Raw genomic sequence first — 17,410 nt, 5'->3', positions numbered from 1 at the left:
GGGTGAATCTCTCCACCCAAACATTAATGAAAGAAGGTGGATTAACTTGAAGGACAAGCCAAAAGCTAAAGCACAGGAAGATAAAGATATAATAATTACTAAAAGGGATCTGGCAGGTCCTATCAGTTTTGCTGCTATGGTTATAGCGATTATAGGGGCCCTTTACCATCTTTATGTTGCAGGTTTTGGCTCAACTTCAGCAATGATTCTGCGTTCCTTTCACTGGACCTTCATCTCGGCCCTGGCATTTCTGCTGTATCCTGCCAACAAAAAATCACCACGTAACAAGCCCACGCTGCTTGACATTTTCTTAGCGGTTGTCTCACTAATTGTAGGTTTGTATGTCGTTTTTAATTGGCAAACTGTAGCCGAAAACGGCGGGTTTACCACCAGCCGTGATACATTTATGGGGGTAATTGAAATTGTTCTCGTGTTGGAAGCCAGCCGGCGTGTCGTCGGTTTGCCCCTGGCCATCTTGGCAGGTGTCTTTCTTGCCTATGGTTTTGCGGGTCCTTACATGCCGTCTATCCTGGCTCATAAAGGATATGACTTGGAGGCCGTTACGCGGACCCTATATATGAGTACTGACGGTATTTTCGGCATGCCAATAGGTATTTCGGCTTCTTATGTTGTGCTATTCGTCTTGTTCGGAGCATTTTTACAAGCATCCGGCGGTGGTAAGTTCTTTACTGATCTGGCCTTTGGCCTGGTAGGCCGTGCTGTTGGCGGTCCGGCCAAGGCTGCCGTGGTTAGCAGTAGCCTCATGGGTACGATGTCCGGGGCAGCGGTGGCTAATGTTGTTACAACGGGGACTTTCACCATTCCTTTGATGAAACGTACTGGATATCCTCCCTACGTAGCAGGGGCGATTGAAGCAGTGGCCTCTACCGGGGGCCAATTTGTGCCGCCCGTGATGGGGGCGGCGGCCTTCATGATTGCTGAGATAGTTGGAGTCCCTTATGGTAAAGTTGCTTTAGCAGCAATTATCCCCTCATTGCTGTACTATGTTTACTTATACCAGTGTGTCCACCTTGAAGCAAAAAAGGCAGGGCTTAGTGGTCTCAGTAAAGATCAGATACCTTCTATAAAGGAGGCCATTCTGGAAGGTGGCCATTTAGCTATTCCGCTAGCTGTGTTAATCGTCCTGATAATCAAAGGTTATTCGCCCGGGAAGGTAGTTTTTTGGAGCATTGTACTCCTAGTGGTAGTAAGTATGCTGCGTAAATCTACCAGGATGAACGTAAAAGATATGCTTAACGCTATGGAAAACGGGATCCAAAATGCCATCCCGGTTGCCTCGGCCTGTGCTGCGGCGGGTATAATTACGGGGATTATTTCACTTACCGGTGTTGGCCTGCGCTTTTCATCCATCCTTATTAGCCTGTCGGGAAACTCGGTTTTCTTGATGCTTGTACTGACTATGGTTGCTTCAATAATACTAGGTATGGGTCTACCCACTTCAGCGGCCTATGTTATCCTGGCAGTTCTGACTGCACCGGCCCTTATCAAGCTGGGAGTAGATCCCCTGGCAGCACACTTTTTCATTTTCTTCTTTGGATGCATTTCCACCATTACACCTCCTGTAGCCCTCTCAGCGTATGCCGGCGCGGGAATTGCTGGGGCCGATCCTATGAAAACCGGGTTTACGGCTTTTCGCCTGGGCCTGGTAGGATACCTCGTACCCTTTATAGGCGTTTTTCACCCTGCCATCCTTATGAAGGGTGAACCGTGGCAGGTACTTCTTTTTACCCTGCAGGGACTAGTAGCGATAATATCCCTAACTTATGGGATTGAGGGTTTCATCAACCGGCGCCTAAACAGTGTGGAACGTTTATTGTTTGTTGTGGCGGCCGCCCTAATTCTCGTCCGAATAGACCTGGTGCTGCTCAACTCGGTGGGAATCGCTATATTTATAATTTTACTGTACCGTAACAGGGCTGTTCAAAATTTAAGTGCTCTGGCTTCAGGCCACACTGACCTTGGGAAAAATGGATGAAAAGTCCCTTAAGGGTGGAATATTGCCTTCCCCTTCCCGGATTCAGGGAAGGGGAAGGCTACCTAATTTTTTTGCCAGCCTTGGCTTTTGTTACTTAGAAACTTTCGTTTTCTTCATTGGGCTCCAGGTGTCAGGAGTCTATTATATTTTTTATTTTTATATATAGTAGTACACGGGAGAACGCCCCCCGATTCGGCACCGGATAATCGGTAGTAGTTTTATCTTTTGGCTTCGGTATAATCCGCATGAGTGGTAGTTGTCCTTACTAAATTAACTGCCGACCTCAGGCGCTGGTAAATTAGAAAGGCAAGGTGGGGTTGAATGGCAACTCCAAATATTGTACAGGGGGCAGTTATGGCAGTTACCATGATGATAGCCGGAATAATTGGGACAATTTCAGGGAGACATGTTAAAGATTCCCGGGACTTTGCCGTAAGTGGACAAAAAGCTGGTGCATTGGTGCTTACTGGTATGTTGATGGGGATTGTTGGCGGGGCAGCCACAGTTGGGGCTGCGCAACTAGCTTTTGAGTATGGGCTAACGGGATGGTGCTTTACTCTCGGTGGAGGTATAGCCTGCCTGGCTATGGGGTTATTTTATGCGGGACCCCTTAGAAGATCAGGGGCAGAAACCATACCGGAGTATATAAGTAGCACTTATGGTCCTGCCATAAGGATTGTTACCGGAACAATAGCAACACTTGCTATGTTTATTCAAGTAGTCGGCCAGATTCTTTCTTCAGTCGCATTATTGAAAACTACTTTCGGAATAGAATCATCTGTTGCGATTTTTTTATCGGTAGGGCTGATGGTTGCTTATGTGCTCTTTGGGGGAGCCTGGGGAGCAGGGATGGTTGGAATTGTAAAATCTATCCTGATATATTTTACTTTAGCTGTTGCTGGGGTAACGGCTTACAGGCTTTCGGGGGGATTTGAAGGTCTTAAGAATGCATTTCCTTCCTACCCCTGGTTAAATCTCCTGGGAAGGGGCCTCGATAAGGACGGAGCGGGCCTAATAGCAGTTATAATTGGATTGCTATCAACCCAAACATACCTGCAGGTAATGTTTGCTGGTAGAGACATTGCCACTTGCAGAAAAGCAGCGTTTCTTTCGGCAGTATTAATACCGCCGACTGGACTTGCATCTGTACTAGTGGGAATGTACATGCGAATAAATCATCCAGGAATAGAATCGGCTTATGCCTTGCCAGCTTTTTTCCTTCAATATACAAATCCCGTGGTTGGAGGTATGGCCATTGCTGCACTTATTCTAGCGGTTGTGGGGACTGGCGCTGGGCTTGCTCTTGGTATGAGCCTTATGATAGCCAAAGATATTTATGGGCGCCTCCTAAGAAAGAAAGCCGGGGACCGTGAAATACTTTTTGTCTCCCGTGCGGCGGTGGTAGCTATCCTTTTGTTAAGTATATTTTTCGCAAAAACTAATCTTAAATCAATCATTTTATCTTGGGCATATCTTTCGATGGCTATAAGGGGATCATCAATCTTTTTATTACTGGTGGTTGCTATGTATACCCATTCAAAATTTCCCTACTGGGTAGGGGTGGTTGGCGCAACTGCAGGACCACTGGCTATCCTTTTCAATAAGGCATTATTACCTTCCGGGCCCGATTCAATTTACATAGGGATTACAGCAAGTACATTAGCGTTAGCAGTTAGTGTGGCCATTGCCAGCATGTATACGCGTACTAGAAATTTTAAATAAAGCCTGCACTAAGAAACACTGTTAGAGATGTTTGCCCAAAACTGATTGTGAATCAGCGAATCCGCAGTTTGAAGACCCTATTTCAGCACAGAAACTCTATAGCCCCCAACCGAACTGTAATATATACTAAAATCAGTTTAGGGGGTTAAGTATTAGTGAAGCGGAACAGTGATGGCTTTAAAGAGCAGGTCATAGCTAAATGTGAAAAGCCAAGTAATGTGGCCTTTATTGCCTGGTATTACTAGAAACTCATTAACAATCTACACTTGGACTATGAATTGGCGTAAGAACGGTTTCGTCATACCTTGACGGAGAGCTGGTGTTGAGTGCTTTGCGGAATTAGAGATGAGGCTGAAAGCCGTGACAAACTTTCTTTTACCCCTTGACGCCGCCCGGCCCATCTGCTAAATTATCCTTACACAACCTGTAAAGAATAAATCCCATGATGGGGAAAAGTAGGCTTTAGCGGCCTGCCCAGCGAGCCGGTGCTGGTGGGAGACCGGCCGGGAAGCTAGAGCTGAAGTTCTCCCCGGAGGAGCAGGCTGAAGGCCGGTAACAACCGGCTGGGTAGGCCGGGCCGGAGCTCCCGCCGTTAAAAGGGAGGGGGTATCGGAAAGGATGCTGCCGGGGGGCTTTCTCTCGCGCCTTTTTTCGCTGCGGCGCCAGGGGGAGCAGGAAAAAGGCGCATGCTTCTTTTCCCGTACCCTGTAATGAGCGGGCTGCTTGCCGCAGCCAAGTAGGGTGGTACCGCGGGTATAACTCCTCGTCCCTGGGACGGGGAGTTTTTATTTTGCTGTTTATTTCCAGGAGGGAGGAATGGACTGTGATCATCGTTATGAAACCGGGAGCAACCCGGGAACAGATCGAGGCTGTAAGTGAACGCCTGGTAGAACTGGGCTTTAAGACCCACCCCATCTATGGCCAGGAAAAGACCGTTATCGGCGCTATTGGCGACAAGAAAGCCCTCAGTTCGGAAGCTATCATCAACCTGCCCGGCGTCGAAAAAATTGTCCCCATTATGAAGCCATATAAACTGGTCAGCCGGGAACTTAAGGAAACGCCGACCATGGTACGGGTCGGCGGGGTGCCGGTAGGGGGCCGCGGCCTGGTGGTCATGGCCGGGCCCTGTGCCGTGGAAAGCGAGGAACAGCTTTTGAGCGCGGCCCGGGCCGTCAAGGCCGCCGGAGCCCAAATCTTGCGCGGCGGCGCCTTTAAACCTCGCACCTCTCCCTATGCCTTCCAGGGCCTGGAGGAGGAAGGCCTTAAAATGCTGGCCCGGGTGCGGGAGGAGGTAGGGTTGCCCTTTGTCACCGAAGCCGTGGACACCCGGGATGTGGCCCTGGTAGCTGAATATGCCGACGCCATCCAGATTGGCGCCCGCAACATGCAGAACTTCCGCCTGCTAAAGGAAGCCGGTGCCACCGGCAAGCCCATCCTCCTGAAGCGGGGCCTGGCGGCGACCATCGAAGAGTGGCTCATGGCGGCCGAATACATCCTGGACAGCGGCAATCCCAATGTGATTTTGTGCGAGCGGGGGATCCGTACCTTTGAGACGGCCACCCGTTTCACCCTCGACCTGGCTGCCGTAGCTGTGGTCAAAGAAAACTCCCACCTGCCGGTGATAGTTGACCCCAGCCATGGTACGGGGAGCTGGCGCCTGGTCTTGCCCATGGCCCGGGCCGCGGTGGCTGCCGGCGCCGACGGGCTGATCATCGAGGTTCACCCCGACCCGGCCCGGGCCCTTTGCGACGGTCCCCAGTCCCTGCACCCGGAAACCTTTGACCGCCTGATGGGCGAGCTGGCGCCGGTAGCCCTGGCTGTCGGCCGCGGCCTGGCCCCCACAGGTGTATTCCTTGAAAAGGCTGCGGTCCTGGCGGGCGGGAAGTAGATGACAATCGCCGTCTATTACTAAGTATTACTAAGAGGGCAGTTTTATAAGTCATAAGCTCCCCGGCCGGGAGCTTTCTTTTTTTATCTAGGCAATATTTGCTATAGCAAGGTATAATTAACAACGAGAATTGTTAAATTATCGTTAAAAATAAAAAGGAGATCAGTCTTTTCTGGAGAATTATAACTTAAGGACCCCAAAAAATCCCGAAGGGATGTGCGAGGCTTGAAGAAGGACGTACTGGTAAAGGTCAAGGGCACCCAGACCAACGAGCTGGGGGAAAAGGATTCCATCGAGCTGGTTACCGAAGGTCGCTTCTTCATCCGGGATCAACACTACTACATCCTTTACAATGAAACCAGTCTATCGGGAATGGAGGGTACCACCACAACTTTAAAGGTCGAACCCCGGCGGGTTACCTTGAACCGCATGGGTACGGCCGAGCAAAAAACGACCTTTGAAGCAGGTATTTTAAATGCCGGCTTCTATGTAACTCCATACGGCACTATGAAGATTACCGTATTACCTTCTAAAGTGGAAGTCGACTTGACAGAACAGGGCGGAAGTATTAATCTAGAGTATGAATTGCAGGTCGGCCAGAAGAAAATCAGCGACAACCAGTTAGAGATCACGGTTGAGCACCTGGAGAGTTATGCTTAAAAACCTTGAGCGTAAAACGCTAAGGGGAAGATTTTTAGAGGTGGATAGCTGCTCCCCGGAGCGGGAGGGAAAGGCAGGCTTTCATCTTGCCGGGGGAGTAGAGGATTGAAATAATCAAGAAAAAGGAGTATAGGCAGGGCGTGAATATAGTCCAGGAAACCAGGAGGCGGCTGGCAGCGGCATTGAGGGATGCCGCTGCCGCCGCCCGGGCAGCCGGCGAGATAAGCTTTGATGCGCTGCCTGATTTTGTAATTGAGGCGCCGCGGGATAAATCTCACGGCGACTTTGCTGCTAACCTGGCCTTGTTGCTGGCCAGGCAGGCCCGCCAGTCACCCAGGAACGTAGCGGAAGCACTGGTGCGACACCTGGAAATACCCCAACCCGGCGTGGCCAGGATCGAGGTGGCCGGACCGGGCTTTATTAATTTTACCCTGGACGACCGGTGGCTTTTGCCGGTATTGCCGGCCGTCCTGGCCGAAGACGAGCATTACGGCTGGTCCAATATCGGCCAGGGGGCTAAGGTCCAGGTGGAGTTTGTCAGCGCCAATCCTACCGGCCTCTTGCATATGGGCAACGCCAGGGGGGCGGCCCTGGGAGACAGTATTGCCAACCTCCTCACAGCCGTGGGCTACGACGTTACCCGTGAGTTTTATATTAACGACGCCGGCAATCAGATTGAGAACTTCGGCCTTTCCCTGGAGGCCCGCTACCTGCAGGCCCTGGGCCAGGAGGCGACCATCCCCCCCGACGGTTACCACGGGGAGGACCTGGTGGAGACGGTGGGCCATTTTATTGACCGGTACGGGGACAAGTACCTGGACGCCGACCCGGCTTTAAGGCGGGAGATGCTGGTCCGCTTTGCCCTGGAGGAAAAGCTGGCCGCCATCCGCCAGGTGCTGGAGGATTTTGGCGTTACCTATGACGTCTGGTTCAGCGAGCAGTCCCTACACGATTCCGGGGCCGTCGCCCGGGCCATAGCCGACCTGGATAAGGCTGGCTATATTTATGAAAAGGACGGCGCCTTGTGGTTTAAGGCCACCCATTTTGGCGAAGAAAAGGATGAGGTGCTGGTCCGCAAGAACGGCCTGCCCACCTATTTTGCCGCCGATATTGCCTACCACCGCAATAAATTCGAGCGGGGCTTTGAACGGGTCATCAATATCTGGGGTGCCGACCACCACGGCCATGTGGCCCGCCTGAAAGGGGCCCTCCAGGCCCTCGGTTACGATCCGGGGCGCCTGGAAGTGGTTCTCATGCAACTGGTCCGCCTTTACCAGGGCGGCGAGGTTTTACGCATGTCCAAGCGTACCGGCCGTTACGTAACTTTGAATGAGCTGATTGAAGAGGTGGGCCGGGACGCCGCCCGTTATTTCTTTGTCATGCTGAAAAGCGACAGCCACCTGGAGTTTGACCTCGACCTGGCCCGGTCACAAACGGCCGACAACCCCGTTTACTACGTCCAGTACGCCCATGCCCGCATTTGCAGTATCCTACGCCTGGCAAAAGATAGGGGCTTGGAAGTTCCTCCGGCCCGGGAGGCCCGCCTGGATCTTTTAAAAGAGCCGGCCGAACTGGAATTAATCAAGCAGATTGCCGCTTTACCGGAAACGGTGGTCGGGGCGGCCCAGGCCCTGGAGCCCCATAGACTCACCCGTTTTGCCCATGACCTGGCCAGCCTGTTCCACAGCTTTTATACCAGCTGCCGTGTCCTGGCCGACGACCCGGAAATAAGGAAGGCACGCCTGGTACTGGTGGAAGCTACGCGTATAACCTTGCGCAACGTCCTGCATCTCCTGGGGGTCAGCGCCCCGGAGAGGATGTAGGATGAACGAAAGAGCCATTTTACGGAGGAAATTATGCCTGCGAAATTTATCTTTGTTACCGGCGGTGTCACATCTTCTTTAGGGAAGGGGATAACCGCCGCTTCTTTAGGCAGACTTTTAAAGAGCCGGGGCCTGAAAGTCGCCATCCAGAAATTTGACCCCTATATCAATATTGACCCCGGCACCATGAGCCCCTACCAGCACGGTGAGGTTTTTGTCACCGATGACGGCGCGGAGACCGACCTGGACCTGGGTCACTACGAGCGCTTTATCGATATTAACTTGACCCGGGCCAGCAATGTCACCGCCGGCAAGATTTACTGGTCGGTCATCACCAAAGAACGCCGGGGCGACTACCTTGGAGGTACGGTCCAGGTTATACCCCATATTACCAATGAGATCAAAGAGCAGCTCTACCGAGTGGCCGAAGAAAGCGACCCGGATGTGGTAATCACCGAGATTGGCGGTACGGTGGGCGACATTGAGTCCCTGCCCTTCCTGGAAGCCATCCGCCAGATGAAAAGCGACATCGGCCGCGACCGCGTCCTCTACATTCACGTCACCCTTGTCCCTTACCTGCGGGCTGCCAGGGAAGCCAAAACCAAACCCACCCAGCATAGCGTCAAAGAATTGCGCAGCATCGGTATCCAACCCGATATCATCGTCTGCCGGACGGAACGTCCCTTTTCCCGGGAAATGGAGGAAAAAATAGCCCTCTTCTGCGACATCGACCCCGATGCCGTCATCCAGGCCTGGGATGCCGATTCCATCTATGAAGTCCCGTTGCTGATGGAAAAGGAAGGCCTGGATAGCATTGTGGTGGAACGCCTGAAGTTAAATTGTGGCCCCGCTCAGATGGATGACTGGCGGGCCATGGTAGAGCGCATGAAGAGCATCGCCCGCCACCTGGAGATTGCTCTGGTGGGTAAATATGTAACCCTGCCCGACGCCTACTTAAGCGTTGTTGAGGCTTTACGCCATGCCGGTTTCTACCACGGCGTCCAGGTGGATATCCGCTGGATTTACTCGGCCGAGCTGGAGCGGGGCGGGCTGGACCAGCTCCAGGGTGTGGCCGGCATCCTGGTGCCGGGGGGATTTGGTGACCGGGGCATTGAAGGGAAGATTTTAGCAGCCCGGTATGCCCGGGAAAAGAGGGTACCTTACCTGGGTATCTGCCTGGGCATGCAGCTGGCGGTGGTAGAGCTGGCCCGCCATGTCTGCGGCCTTAAAGAAGCCCATAGCGCAGAAATTAACCCGGAAACGCCTCACCCGGTCATTGATTTATTACCGGAACAAAAGAATATAGCCGAAAAAGGCGGTACCATGCGCCTGGGGCTATATCCCTGCCGGCTGCAGCCGGGGACGAAAGCCTATCAGGCCTACGGCGAGGAAGTGATCTACGAGCGCCACCGCCATCGCTACGAATTCAATAACAGCTACAGGGCGGAACTCACGGCCAGGGGTATGGTCATCAGCGGGACTTCCCCCGACAACCGCCTGGTAGAGATCATCGAGCTGGCCGACCATCCCTGGTTTGTCGCCAGCCAGTTCCACCCGGAATTTAAATCGCGGCCCAACCGGCCCCATCCCCTGTTCCGGGACTTTGTCGGGGCGGCCCTGGCTTATCAAGGGGGGCGAGGGGTATGAACCGCCAGGCAAGGCTCATCGGCCCGGAGGAGGAAAAGCGCTTTGACGCTTTCATTGCCAGCCATCCCAAGGGCCATTTTCTCCAGTCTTATGGCTGGGGCGAGGTGAAGGCTACTACCGGATGGCAACCTTTACGGCTTGTCCTGGAGGAGGGGGGCAGCATCGTAGCTTGCGCCAGCCTCCTAAAAAGGCAGCTCCCTTATGTTGGCAAATCTATCCTCTATGCCCCCCGGGGACCGGTGGTGGACTTCCATGACGCTAACCTCTTCAGCGAACTCCTGGCCGCCATCGACGGCGTGGCGCGGCAGGAAGGGGCTATTTTACTAAAAATCGACCCCGATATCCCGGAAAGCGATACGGCCGTAAAGCAGCTGCTGCGGGAAAAGGGTTTCCGCCTGGCCAATAAAGGAGCGGGCTTTGAAGGCGTCCAGCCACGCCATGTCTTCCGCCTCGACTTAACCCCTTCCCCGGAAGAACTCCTGGCCAACATGCACGGCAAAACCCGCTATAACATCCGCCTGGCGCAAAAAAGGGGTGTGACCATCAAAGATGATTGTACCCTGGATGACCTGCCAGTTTTTTACGAGATTTTAAAAGAAACCACCCTCAGGGACCGCTTCCTGGTGCGCTCCTACAGTTATTTTGAAACCATGTGGCGGGAGATGGTGGAGCGCGGCTACGCCAGGCTCTTCCTGGCCTACTACCAGGGGGAGGCCATTGCTGGCACCCTGGCCTTTATCATGGGTGACAAGGCCTGGTACCTCTACGGCGCATCCAGCAACCGCCACCGCAACGTCATGCCCAACTACCTCCTGCAGTGGGCCATGATCCTGTGGGCCAGGGAACAGGGGTGCACCATGTACGACTTCCGCGGCGTGCCGGGTGACCTGGACGAAAAGAACCCCCTCTACGGCCTCTATCGTTTTAAGAAGGGCTTCAACGGCACCTTTACCGAGTTTATCGGCGAGTACGACCGTGTCTACTCCCCTTTTTACTACTGGCTCTGGCAGTCGGCCCTGCCCCTCTATTCCAAAGGATTCCGCCGCCTGCTTTTCTGGAGGAAAAAGGCTACCACCGTAGAATGAAATGGTTTTATGCATCTTAAGGCTGATTATAGCATGGTTAAAATAGATGCAGAATGCAGGACAACGCAATTCGTTGGCAACATTACGGGTGAAATTCTGCAATTACTTCCGTATCAGGAAACCTCCGAAGTAGTCTTAACAGGCGAAAGGCTTAAGAAAAATAAAAGGCATCATAGAAATGTAGACGACGAGGCTTATCAACTACTACCTGAAATAGTTGCTAACCCTGATTATGTTTGTATAGATAAACATGATAAACAAGTGGTTGCCTTTTACTATTATCGCTACGAAAATCACTATTTGAGAGCAGTAATCTTACTAAAAGCACCACAAGACCCCCCACATTATAAAAACTCGATTCAATCATTTAGAATGGCTCGTAGAAGGGAGTTGCAAAAAGATATTGATAGTGGTAGACTAATATATAGCAAAAAAACATAGAATATAAACAAGCTGTTTTGGAGGTGGGCAAATCCGCCCCCCACGCACCTTCATTTTGAAGGTCATAAGAGATGCAGGAGTACCGGCGGTCCTGCCCAAAACAGCTAAAACGGAAAGAGATGGAGCTTTCCATCTCTTTTTTCTATTGCATGCCCCTATTTGACGTGAATTACTCCCTCAACATAGGGTGGTGTCAATCCCCTGTGGACTTAGCAAAGCTAACCCGGCTGGCCGGTCCTCGCTGGATTGAGATCGAAGCTACGGCCCTGGAACACAACCTGCGGGCCGTCAAAGGCTTGCTCCAACCCCCGACCCGCCTCCTGGCCGTCATCAAGGCCGATGCCTACGGCGCCGGCGCCGTCGAGGCAGCCCGGATCTTCCTGGCCACAGGCGCAGACTACCTGGGGGTTACTACCCTGGCCGAAGGGCAGGAATTGCGCCGGGCCGGCATTACGGCCCCCATTCTGTTAATGAGCCCCCTGCTGCCGGAAGAACTGCCGCAAGCCTTGACCAATGACCTCACCCTGACCATCAGCAGCCGTTCTGGCGCTGAGGCGGCAGCAGCCGCTGCAGCCATGGTGGGCCGCCAGGCCCGGGTGCACCTGAAGGTAGAGACCGGCCTGCAGCGCACCGGCCTGGAACCGGGAGAAGTGGTGCCCCTGGCAAGAGAAATGCGGTGCTGGCCGGGGGTGCAACTGGAGGGCATCTACAGCCACCTGGCCGAAGCGGCCCACCCGGGGGCCGCCCGGAGGCAGATGGAATGTTTTCAAAGGGTTCTTATGGAACTGGAAGAGCAGCAGATATCCCTGCCCTTAAAGCATATCTGCAACAGCACCGGCCTGTTGCTCCACCGGGGAATGCACCTTGATATGGTGAGGGCCGGTACCCTTTTGTACGGCCAGTTCCCCTACCAGGCTCCCCGCCGGGGCCTGGAATTAAAGAACCCCTGGCAGTTTAAAGCCCGTATTCTATTTATCCATGATGTGGCGGCCGGTACCCCCGTTGGCTATGGTGGCGATTATGTAGTCAAAAAGGCCACCCGCCTGGCCGTCATCCCGGTGGGTTATGCTGATGGCTTTGCCCTGACGCCCGTCAGCCGTCCCAAAGATCTAAACGACCTGGCCCGCCACCTGGTGAAGACCATCCTGGCCTACCTGGGCCGCGGGGGCGGGGAAGGAACGGCAGTCACCATCGCCGGACAGAGGGCGCCGGTGGTAGGCCGGGTGGGCATGCAGCTCTCCATGGTCGACGTGGGTCACCTGCCGGAGGTAAAAGTAGGCCAGGAAGTGCAGCTTGACCTCCGTCGGCCTACAGCCAGCGCCCGCCTGCCCCGGGTCTATTGCCGGGAGGGACAACCCTACCTGGTGCGCACAACCTCCGGGGAGATGGTGCCGGTACTTTCCTCTGCCGGCCAAAATTTAGCTCCTGGAGCAGGAATTTAGCGATTGATAGCTAAATATTATGATAGCGAAGTAAGAGCGAAGCGATGAAGAAAGGGGGGCTCTGGAACCGCCGGGATCGGAGGTGAGCTGGTCTGACAGAAAAAAAGGTAATGGTAATTGACGACCAGCCGGGTGTACGCCGTTTAATTTGCGAAGCCTTGAAACAGGCCGGTTATAACTTATGTGTGGCCACTGAAGGCAGGGAGGCCCTCGAAAAAATTGCTAGCGAAGCGCCAGACCTAGTGATCCTGGATATAAAAATGCCAGGCATGAGCGGAGTGGAATTTTTAAAGGAGTTGCGCAGACGTTCTTTTGTCACACCGGTGATAATCATAACGGCATATGACGAACTGGATCTGGTAGAACAGGCCAGCAAATACGACGCCCGGTATTTCCTGCAAAAACCCTTTGATATCCAGCAGCTATACAGGCTGGTGCGGGGGGCATTGCAGCCGGGATACTGCCAGGTCCAGGCAGTGGGACAGGTGTAAAAGTAAAGCTGTTGTCACGGGACGCACGGGGCTCTGCTGCTGGCAGGGCCTTTTAAATTTGCCCTGGAGCAGGAATTTCCCCGGTTACGGCGAATATGGAGGGGTGAGGAGGATTAAAGATGCTCATACCCACGCTGAATGTTGTGGTTTTACGCTGTCCAACCTGTGGCCGCCTGGAGTTTCGCGGTCTTTCCCTCTTTAATTTCGCCGGGAGCCGGACGTGGCAGGCAGAGTGCAGCTGCGGCACCACCCTTTTAACCATCAGCAGGAAAAAGGGCAAGAACTTCTGGCTCCAGTATCACTGCGGCATGTGTGATTGCCTTCATATCAACCGCTATACCCGCCAGGAACTGTGGTCGCGGGAACTCCTGACCCTGACCTGTAAGGAGACAGAGCTGGAAGTCGGCTTTATTGGTCCCCGGGAAAAGGTGCAGCGGGCGGTGCAGCGCCATGACCGCACCCTGGCCGAAGTGGCCCAGGACCTTGGTTTCGACGATTATTTTGAGGAACCGGACGTCATGTACCAGCTGCTGTCCCTTATTTACCAGCTGGCCGAAGACGGTCGCGTCAGTTGCGGGTGCGGTAACGAAAATATTGAAATAGAAATTTTTCCCGGCCATTTGCAGCTCCGCTGCGAGGCCTGCCGGGCGGAAAAAAACCTGCCGGCCGGTACCATGGCCGACCTGGAGCGGGTAGAGAACTTACAGGAAATCCGCCTGCCCGGTCACCTGGTGAGTAAAAATGAAACCTCTTCCAAACAGCGTTATCGCCGCCGCCAGAAGTCGCCGGTATAATGAACGGAAGTTAGAGGCGGGAAGTAGGAAGTAGGATTTCAAGGAGCAACATATTATCCCTTTTTAGAATAAAGTTTGCAAGGCAAAGGCTAACATATGTAGTGACATTCTGACTTCAGACTTCCTGCCTCCGACTTCTAAATTTTTAAAGGAGTTGATTCTATGCCTTTAGTTACCCTGGCCGAGGTTCTCAAAGAAGCCGACGCCAAGGGCTATGCCGTTGGGGCCTTTAACTGTAATAATATGGAAATTGTCCAGGCCATCATCAATGCTGCCGAGGCAGAAGGGGCGCCGGTCATCATCCAGGCCAGCCAGGGGGCGATTAAATATGCCGGCCTGGAGTACATAACGGCCCTGGTGCGGACGGCAGCCGCAGGGACCTCTGTCCCGGTAGTCCTGCACCTTGACCATGGCACTGACTTCAACCAGGTCCTGCGCTGCCTGCGGGCCGGTTTCACCTCGGTCATGATCGACGGTTCCAAATACCCACTGGAAGAAAACATTGCCCTGACCAGGCGCGTTGTGGAGATTGCCCATGCCATGGGCGCTTCTGTCGAGGGGGAACTTGGCAGAATCGGCGGCACCGAGGACCACATCAGCGTGTCCGAACGCGAGGCGACCATGACCGATCCCGAAGAGGCCAGGCGCTTTGCCGCCGAGACGGGCGTCGATGCCCTGGCCATAGCCATCGGTACGGCCCACGGCCGTTACAAGGGTACGCCCAAACTGGATTTTGACCGCCTGGCAGCCATTGACCGCCTGGTGCCCACCCCCATAGTCCTGCACGGTTCTTCCGGCGTCCCCGATGCCGATATCCGCCGCGCCGTGGAGCTGGGCGTCCGCAAAATTAACATTGATACCGATATCCGTATCGCCTTTGTGGAAGCTACCCGCCAGGCCCTGGCAGCCAACCCTGACGAAATCGACCCCCGTAAAGTGCTGGGGCCGGCCCGGGAAGCTGCCATCGGCATTATCCGCCATAAAATGCAGGTCTTTGGCTGTGCCGGTCGCTTGCATATTTCTCCCCCGGGGTGAAAACCTATAGGTGAACACCCAAAGGAGGTGGAGAAAGATGGCGGGCATAAAATGCGGCGTGGAAGAGTGTCATTTCTGGGACAACATGGCCTGTACTGCCGATTCCATTGAAGTCAGGTCCAGCGGCGATCGCAAAGTAACCACTTCTGATGGGACGGCCTGCCATACCTTCCGTCCCAAAAAGAAATAACCTTAGCGGGCTTTAAAAAGAGCCCCGCGGCCCTCTGCCGCCGGGCTCTTATCCTTAATCTAGACTTTTTCCAATCGCCAGCAGGATTCTGGCATTACATGGTGAATGATTTACTAAGGTATTACCCTTCTTTTTTTTGCCAGATAACTTTCGTTTTTTATAGCCCTTCACCTATAAGTATCCAACCTCTCACTTCCCACATCTTTTACGGAGGTGCCCTTGAGAAGTGCGTATTTTCATCGACTCAGCCAATATTGAAGAGATTAAAGCAGCCAATGATCTGGGTATAATTTCAGGTGTAACCACCAATCCTTCCCTGATTGCCAGGGAAGGACGTAATTTCCGCCAGGTTGTGGAAGAGATTGCTGCCATTGTGGACGGCCCCATCAGCGCGGAAGTAATCAGCACGGAAGCCGGGGCTATGATAGCTGAAGCCCTGGAGCTGGCAGCCATCCACCCCAACATCGTCATCAAGATCCCCATGCTTGCCGAGGGCCTTAAGGCCGTCAAAGAACTGGCCGCTCAAGGGATTAAAACCAACGTGACCCTGGTCTTTTCCGCCAACCAGGCACTCCTCGCCGCCCTGGCCGGGGCAACCTATGTGAGCCCCTTTGTGGGGCGCCTGGATGATATCAACCATGACGGCATGCAGGTCATTGCCGATATTGTCCCCATTTATGCCCAGTACGGCCTGGAAACCCAGGTTATTGCCGCCAGTATCCGCCATCCCCTCCATGTGCTCCAGGCCGCCCGCCTGGGTGCTGATATCGCCACCGTTCCCTATAAAGTTATCATGCAGATGGTAAAGCACCCCCTGACTGATGCCGGCCTGGCCAGGTTCCTGGCCGACTGGGAGAAGGTAAAGGATAAATAATTATGGAGGTTATTCACATTTGAATACTGCCGAGTTAGAAAGCAAGACTATGGTTGAGCTCTACCGTATAGCCCGGGAGCTCAATTTAAGCGGCTATTACCGCCTGCGCAAAAAAGAGCTGGTCTTTGAAATTGCCAAGGCCCTGGCCCAGAAGGAACAGCAGGAACAGGAAAAGGAGGAGCAGCTGCAGGCCCAGGGCATCCTGGAGATACTGCCGGATGGTTACGGCTTTTTGCGTCCCTTCGGTTACATACCCAGCGGCGACGATATCTACATCTCTCCTTCCCAGATCCGCCGCTTTGACCTGCGTACGGGAGACAAGGTAGCCGGCCTGGTCCGCCCTCCGAAGGATAACGAGCGCTTTTTCGCCCTGCTACGGGTGGAGAAGGTCAACGGGGAAAAACCGGAGACATCGCCGGAACGCCTGCACTTTGATGCCCTGACGCCCATTTACCCTTACGAACGTTATACCCTGGAGACGGATAACGGCGACCCCTCCACCCGGATTATTGACCTTATTGCTCCCCTGGGTAAGGGCCAGCGGGCCCTGATCGTTTCCCCTCCCAAGGCCGGCAAGACCGTGCTGCTGAAAAAAATCGCCAACGCCATCACTACCAACTATCCCGACGTTGAACTGATAATCTTATTAATCGACGAACGGCCCGAAGAAGTCACCGACATTGAACGCTCGGTGCGGGGTGAGGTGGTCAGCTCCACCTTTGACGAGCTGCCGGACAACCACGTCAAGGTGGCCGATATGGTCCTGGAACGGGCCAAACGCCTGGTGGAGCATAAAAAAGACGTCGTCGTCCTCCTGGACAGCATCACCCGCCTGGCCCGTGCCCACAACCTGGTCGTCCCTCCCAGCGGCCGCACCCTTTCCGGCGGCGTTGATCCTACCGCCCTCTATAAACCCAAACGCTTTTTCGGCGCTGCCCGCAAGGTGGAAGAGGGGGGGAGTCTGACCATTGTGGCGACGGCCCTGATTGAAACTGGCAGCCGCATGGATGAAGTTATCTTTGAAGAATTTAAAGGAACGGGCAATATGGAACTCATCCTGGACCGGAAACTGGCCGAACGCCGCATTTTCCCGGCCATTGACGTCAAGCGCTCCGGTACGAGGCGGGAAGAATTGTTATTAAGCCCTGAGGAGCTGGAGCTGGTCTGGCATTTCCGGCGGGTGACCAGCGGCATGGGTCCGGTAGAAGTAGCCGAGGTGTTAATTGAGTCCATGCAAAAGACCAAAAGCAACAAGGATCTCCTGCGCGCCCTGCCGGCCTTATTCCCCCGGGAGCATTAGTGAGGCTAGCAACACCGTTAGC

The 17,410-nt window shown here is 53.9% G+C and carries 15 protein-coding genes and 1 other annotated feature; all 15 genes read left to right on the top strand.

What is annotated here, in order from left to right; all coding sequences use genetic code 11:
- Positions 1–46 precede the first annotated feature (46 nt).
- Positions 47–1,996 (top strand): TRAP transporter permease, encoded by a 1,950-nt coding sequence (locus MOST_RS14730; RefSeq protein WP_054937455.1) that lies wholly within the window; start codon positions 47–49, stop codon positions 1,994–1,996.
- A gap of 321 nt (positions 1,997–2,317) precedes the next feature.
- A complete protein-coding gene (locus MOST_RS14725) occupies positions 2,318–3,718 on the top strand; it encodes a sodium:solute symporter family protein (protein WP_054937456.1) in 1,401 nt (466 codons plus the stop codon).
- A gap of 433 nt (positions 3,719–4,151) precedes the next feature.
- Positions 4,152–4,492 (top strand) — a binding site (T-box leader).
- A gap of 49 nt (positions 4,493–4,541) precedes the next feature.
- On the top strand, positions 4,542–5,606 hold the full coding sequence (gene aroF / locus MOST_RS14720; RefSeq protein ID WP_054937457.1) for a 3-deoxy-7-phosphoheptulonate synthase: 1,065 nt from the start codon (positions 4,542–4,544) through the stop codon (positions 5,604–5,606).
- Between the two features lie 225 nt (positions 5,607–5,831).
- Complete coding sequence (locus MOST_RS14715; protein WP_054937458.1) at positions 5,832–6,266, top strand: YwiB family protein; 435 nt, start codon at positions 5,832–5,834, stop codon at positions 6,264–6,266.
- A 140-nt stretch (positions 6,267–6,406) separates the two neighbouring features.
- Positions 6,407–8,089 (top strand): arginine--tRNA ligase, encoded by a 1,683-nt coding sequence (gene argS, locus MOST_RS14710; protein ID WP_054937459.1) that lies wholly within the window; start codon positions 6,407–6,409, stop codon positions 8,087–8,089.
- Positions 8,090–8,122: 33 nt separating this feature from the next.
- Positions 8,123–9,736 (top strand): CTP synthase, encoded by a 1,614-nt coding sequence (gene pyrG, locus MOST_RS14705; RefSeq protein ID WP_054937460.1) that lies wholly within the window; start codon positions 8,123–8,125, stop codon positions 9,734–9,736.
- Positions 9,733–10,821: a lipid II:glycine glycyltransferase FemX gene (locus MOST_RS14700; RefSeq protein ID WP_054937461.1), complete on the top strand. Its 1,089-nt coding sequence runs from the start codon at positions 9,733–9,735 to the stop codon at positions 10,819–10,821. The genes pyrG and MOST_RS14700 overlap by 4 nt, the downstream gene beginning before the upstream one ends.
- Positions 10,822–10,854: 33 nt before the next feature.
- Complete coding sequence (locus MOST_RS14695; RefSeq protein ID WP_153060787.1) at positions 10,855–11,262, top strand: hypothetical protein; 408 nt, start codon at positions 10,855–10,857, stop codon at positions 11,260–11,262.
- Positions 11,263–11,465: 203 nt separating this feature from the next.
- Positions 11,466–12,704, top strand: coding sequence for an alanine racemase (alr, locus tag MOST_RS14690; RefSeq protein WP_054937463.1), 1,239 nt, complete (start codon positions 11,466–11,468; stop codon positions 12,702–12,704).
- A gap of 110 nt (positions 12,705–12,814) precedes the next feature.
- Positions 12,815–13,195, top strand: a complete 381-nt coding sequence (locus MOST_RS14685) for a response regulator (protein WP_054937464.1) — start codon at positions 12,815–12,817, stop codon at positions 13,193–13,195.
- Positions 13,196–13,314: 119 nt separating this feature from the next.
- On the top strand, positions 13,315–13,989 hold the full coding sequence (locus MOST_RS14680) for a hypothetical protein (RefSeq protein ID WP_054937465.1): 675 nt from the start codon (positions 13,315–13,317) through the stop codon (positions 13,987–13,989).
- A 162-nt stretch (positions 13,990–14,151) separates the two neighbouring features.
- Positions 14,152–15,024: a class II fructose-1,6-bisphosphate aldolase gene (locus MOST_RS14675; protein WP_054937466.1), complete on the top strand. Its 873-nt coding sequence runs from the start codon at positions 14,152–14,154 to the stop codon at positions 15,022–15,024.
- Between the two features lie 37 nt (positions 15,025–15,061).
- Entirely contained in the window at positions 15,062–15,214 is a 153-nt protein-coding gene (locus MOST_RS14670; RefSeq protein ID WP_083476726.1) for a DUF1540 domain-containing protein, read from the top strand.
- Between the two features lie 226 nt (positions 15,215–15,440).
- Entirely contained in the window at positions 15,441–16,088 is a 648-nt protein-coding gene (fsa, locus tag MOST_RS14665; RefSeq protein WP_054937467.1) for a fructose-6-phosphate aldolase, read from the top strand.
- A 19-nt stretch (positions 16,089–16,107) separates the two neighbouring features.
- Positions 16,108–17,388 carry a transcription termination factor Rho gene (gene rho / locus MOST_RS14660; RefSeq protein ID WP_054937468.1) on the top strand — a complete coding sequence of 427 codons (1,281 nt, stop codon included), beginning with the start codon at positions 16,108–16,110 and terminating at the stop codon, positions 17,386–17,388.
- The last annotated feature ends 22 nt before the right edge of the window (positions 17,389–17,410 follow it).

This window comes from Neomoorella stamsii, assembly GCF_002995805.1.
In the GTDB taxonomy this organism is placed as follows: domain Bacteria; phylum Bacillota; class DSM-521; order Neomoorellales; family Neomoorellaceae; genus Neomoorella; species Neomoorella stamsii.
This window is presented reverse-complemented; position numbering and strand designations above follow the sequence as displayed.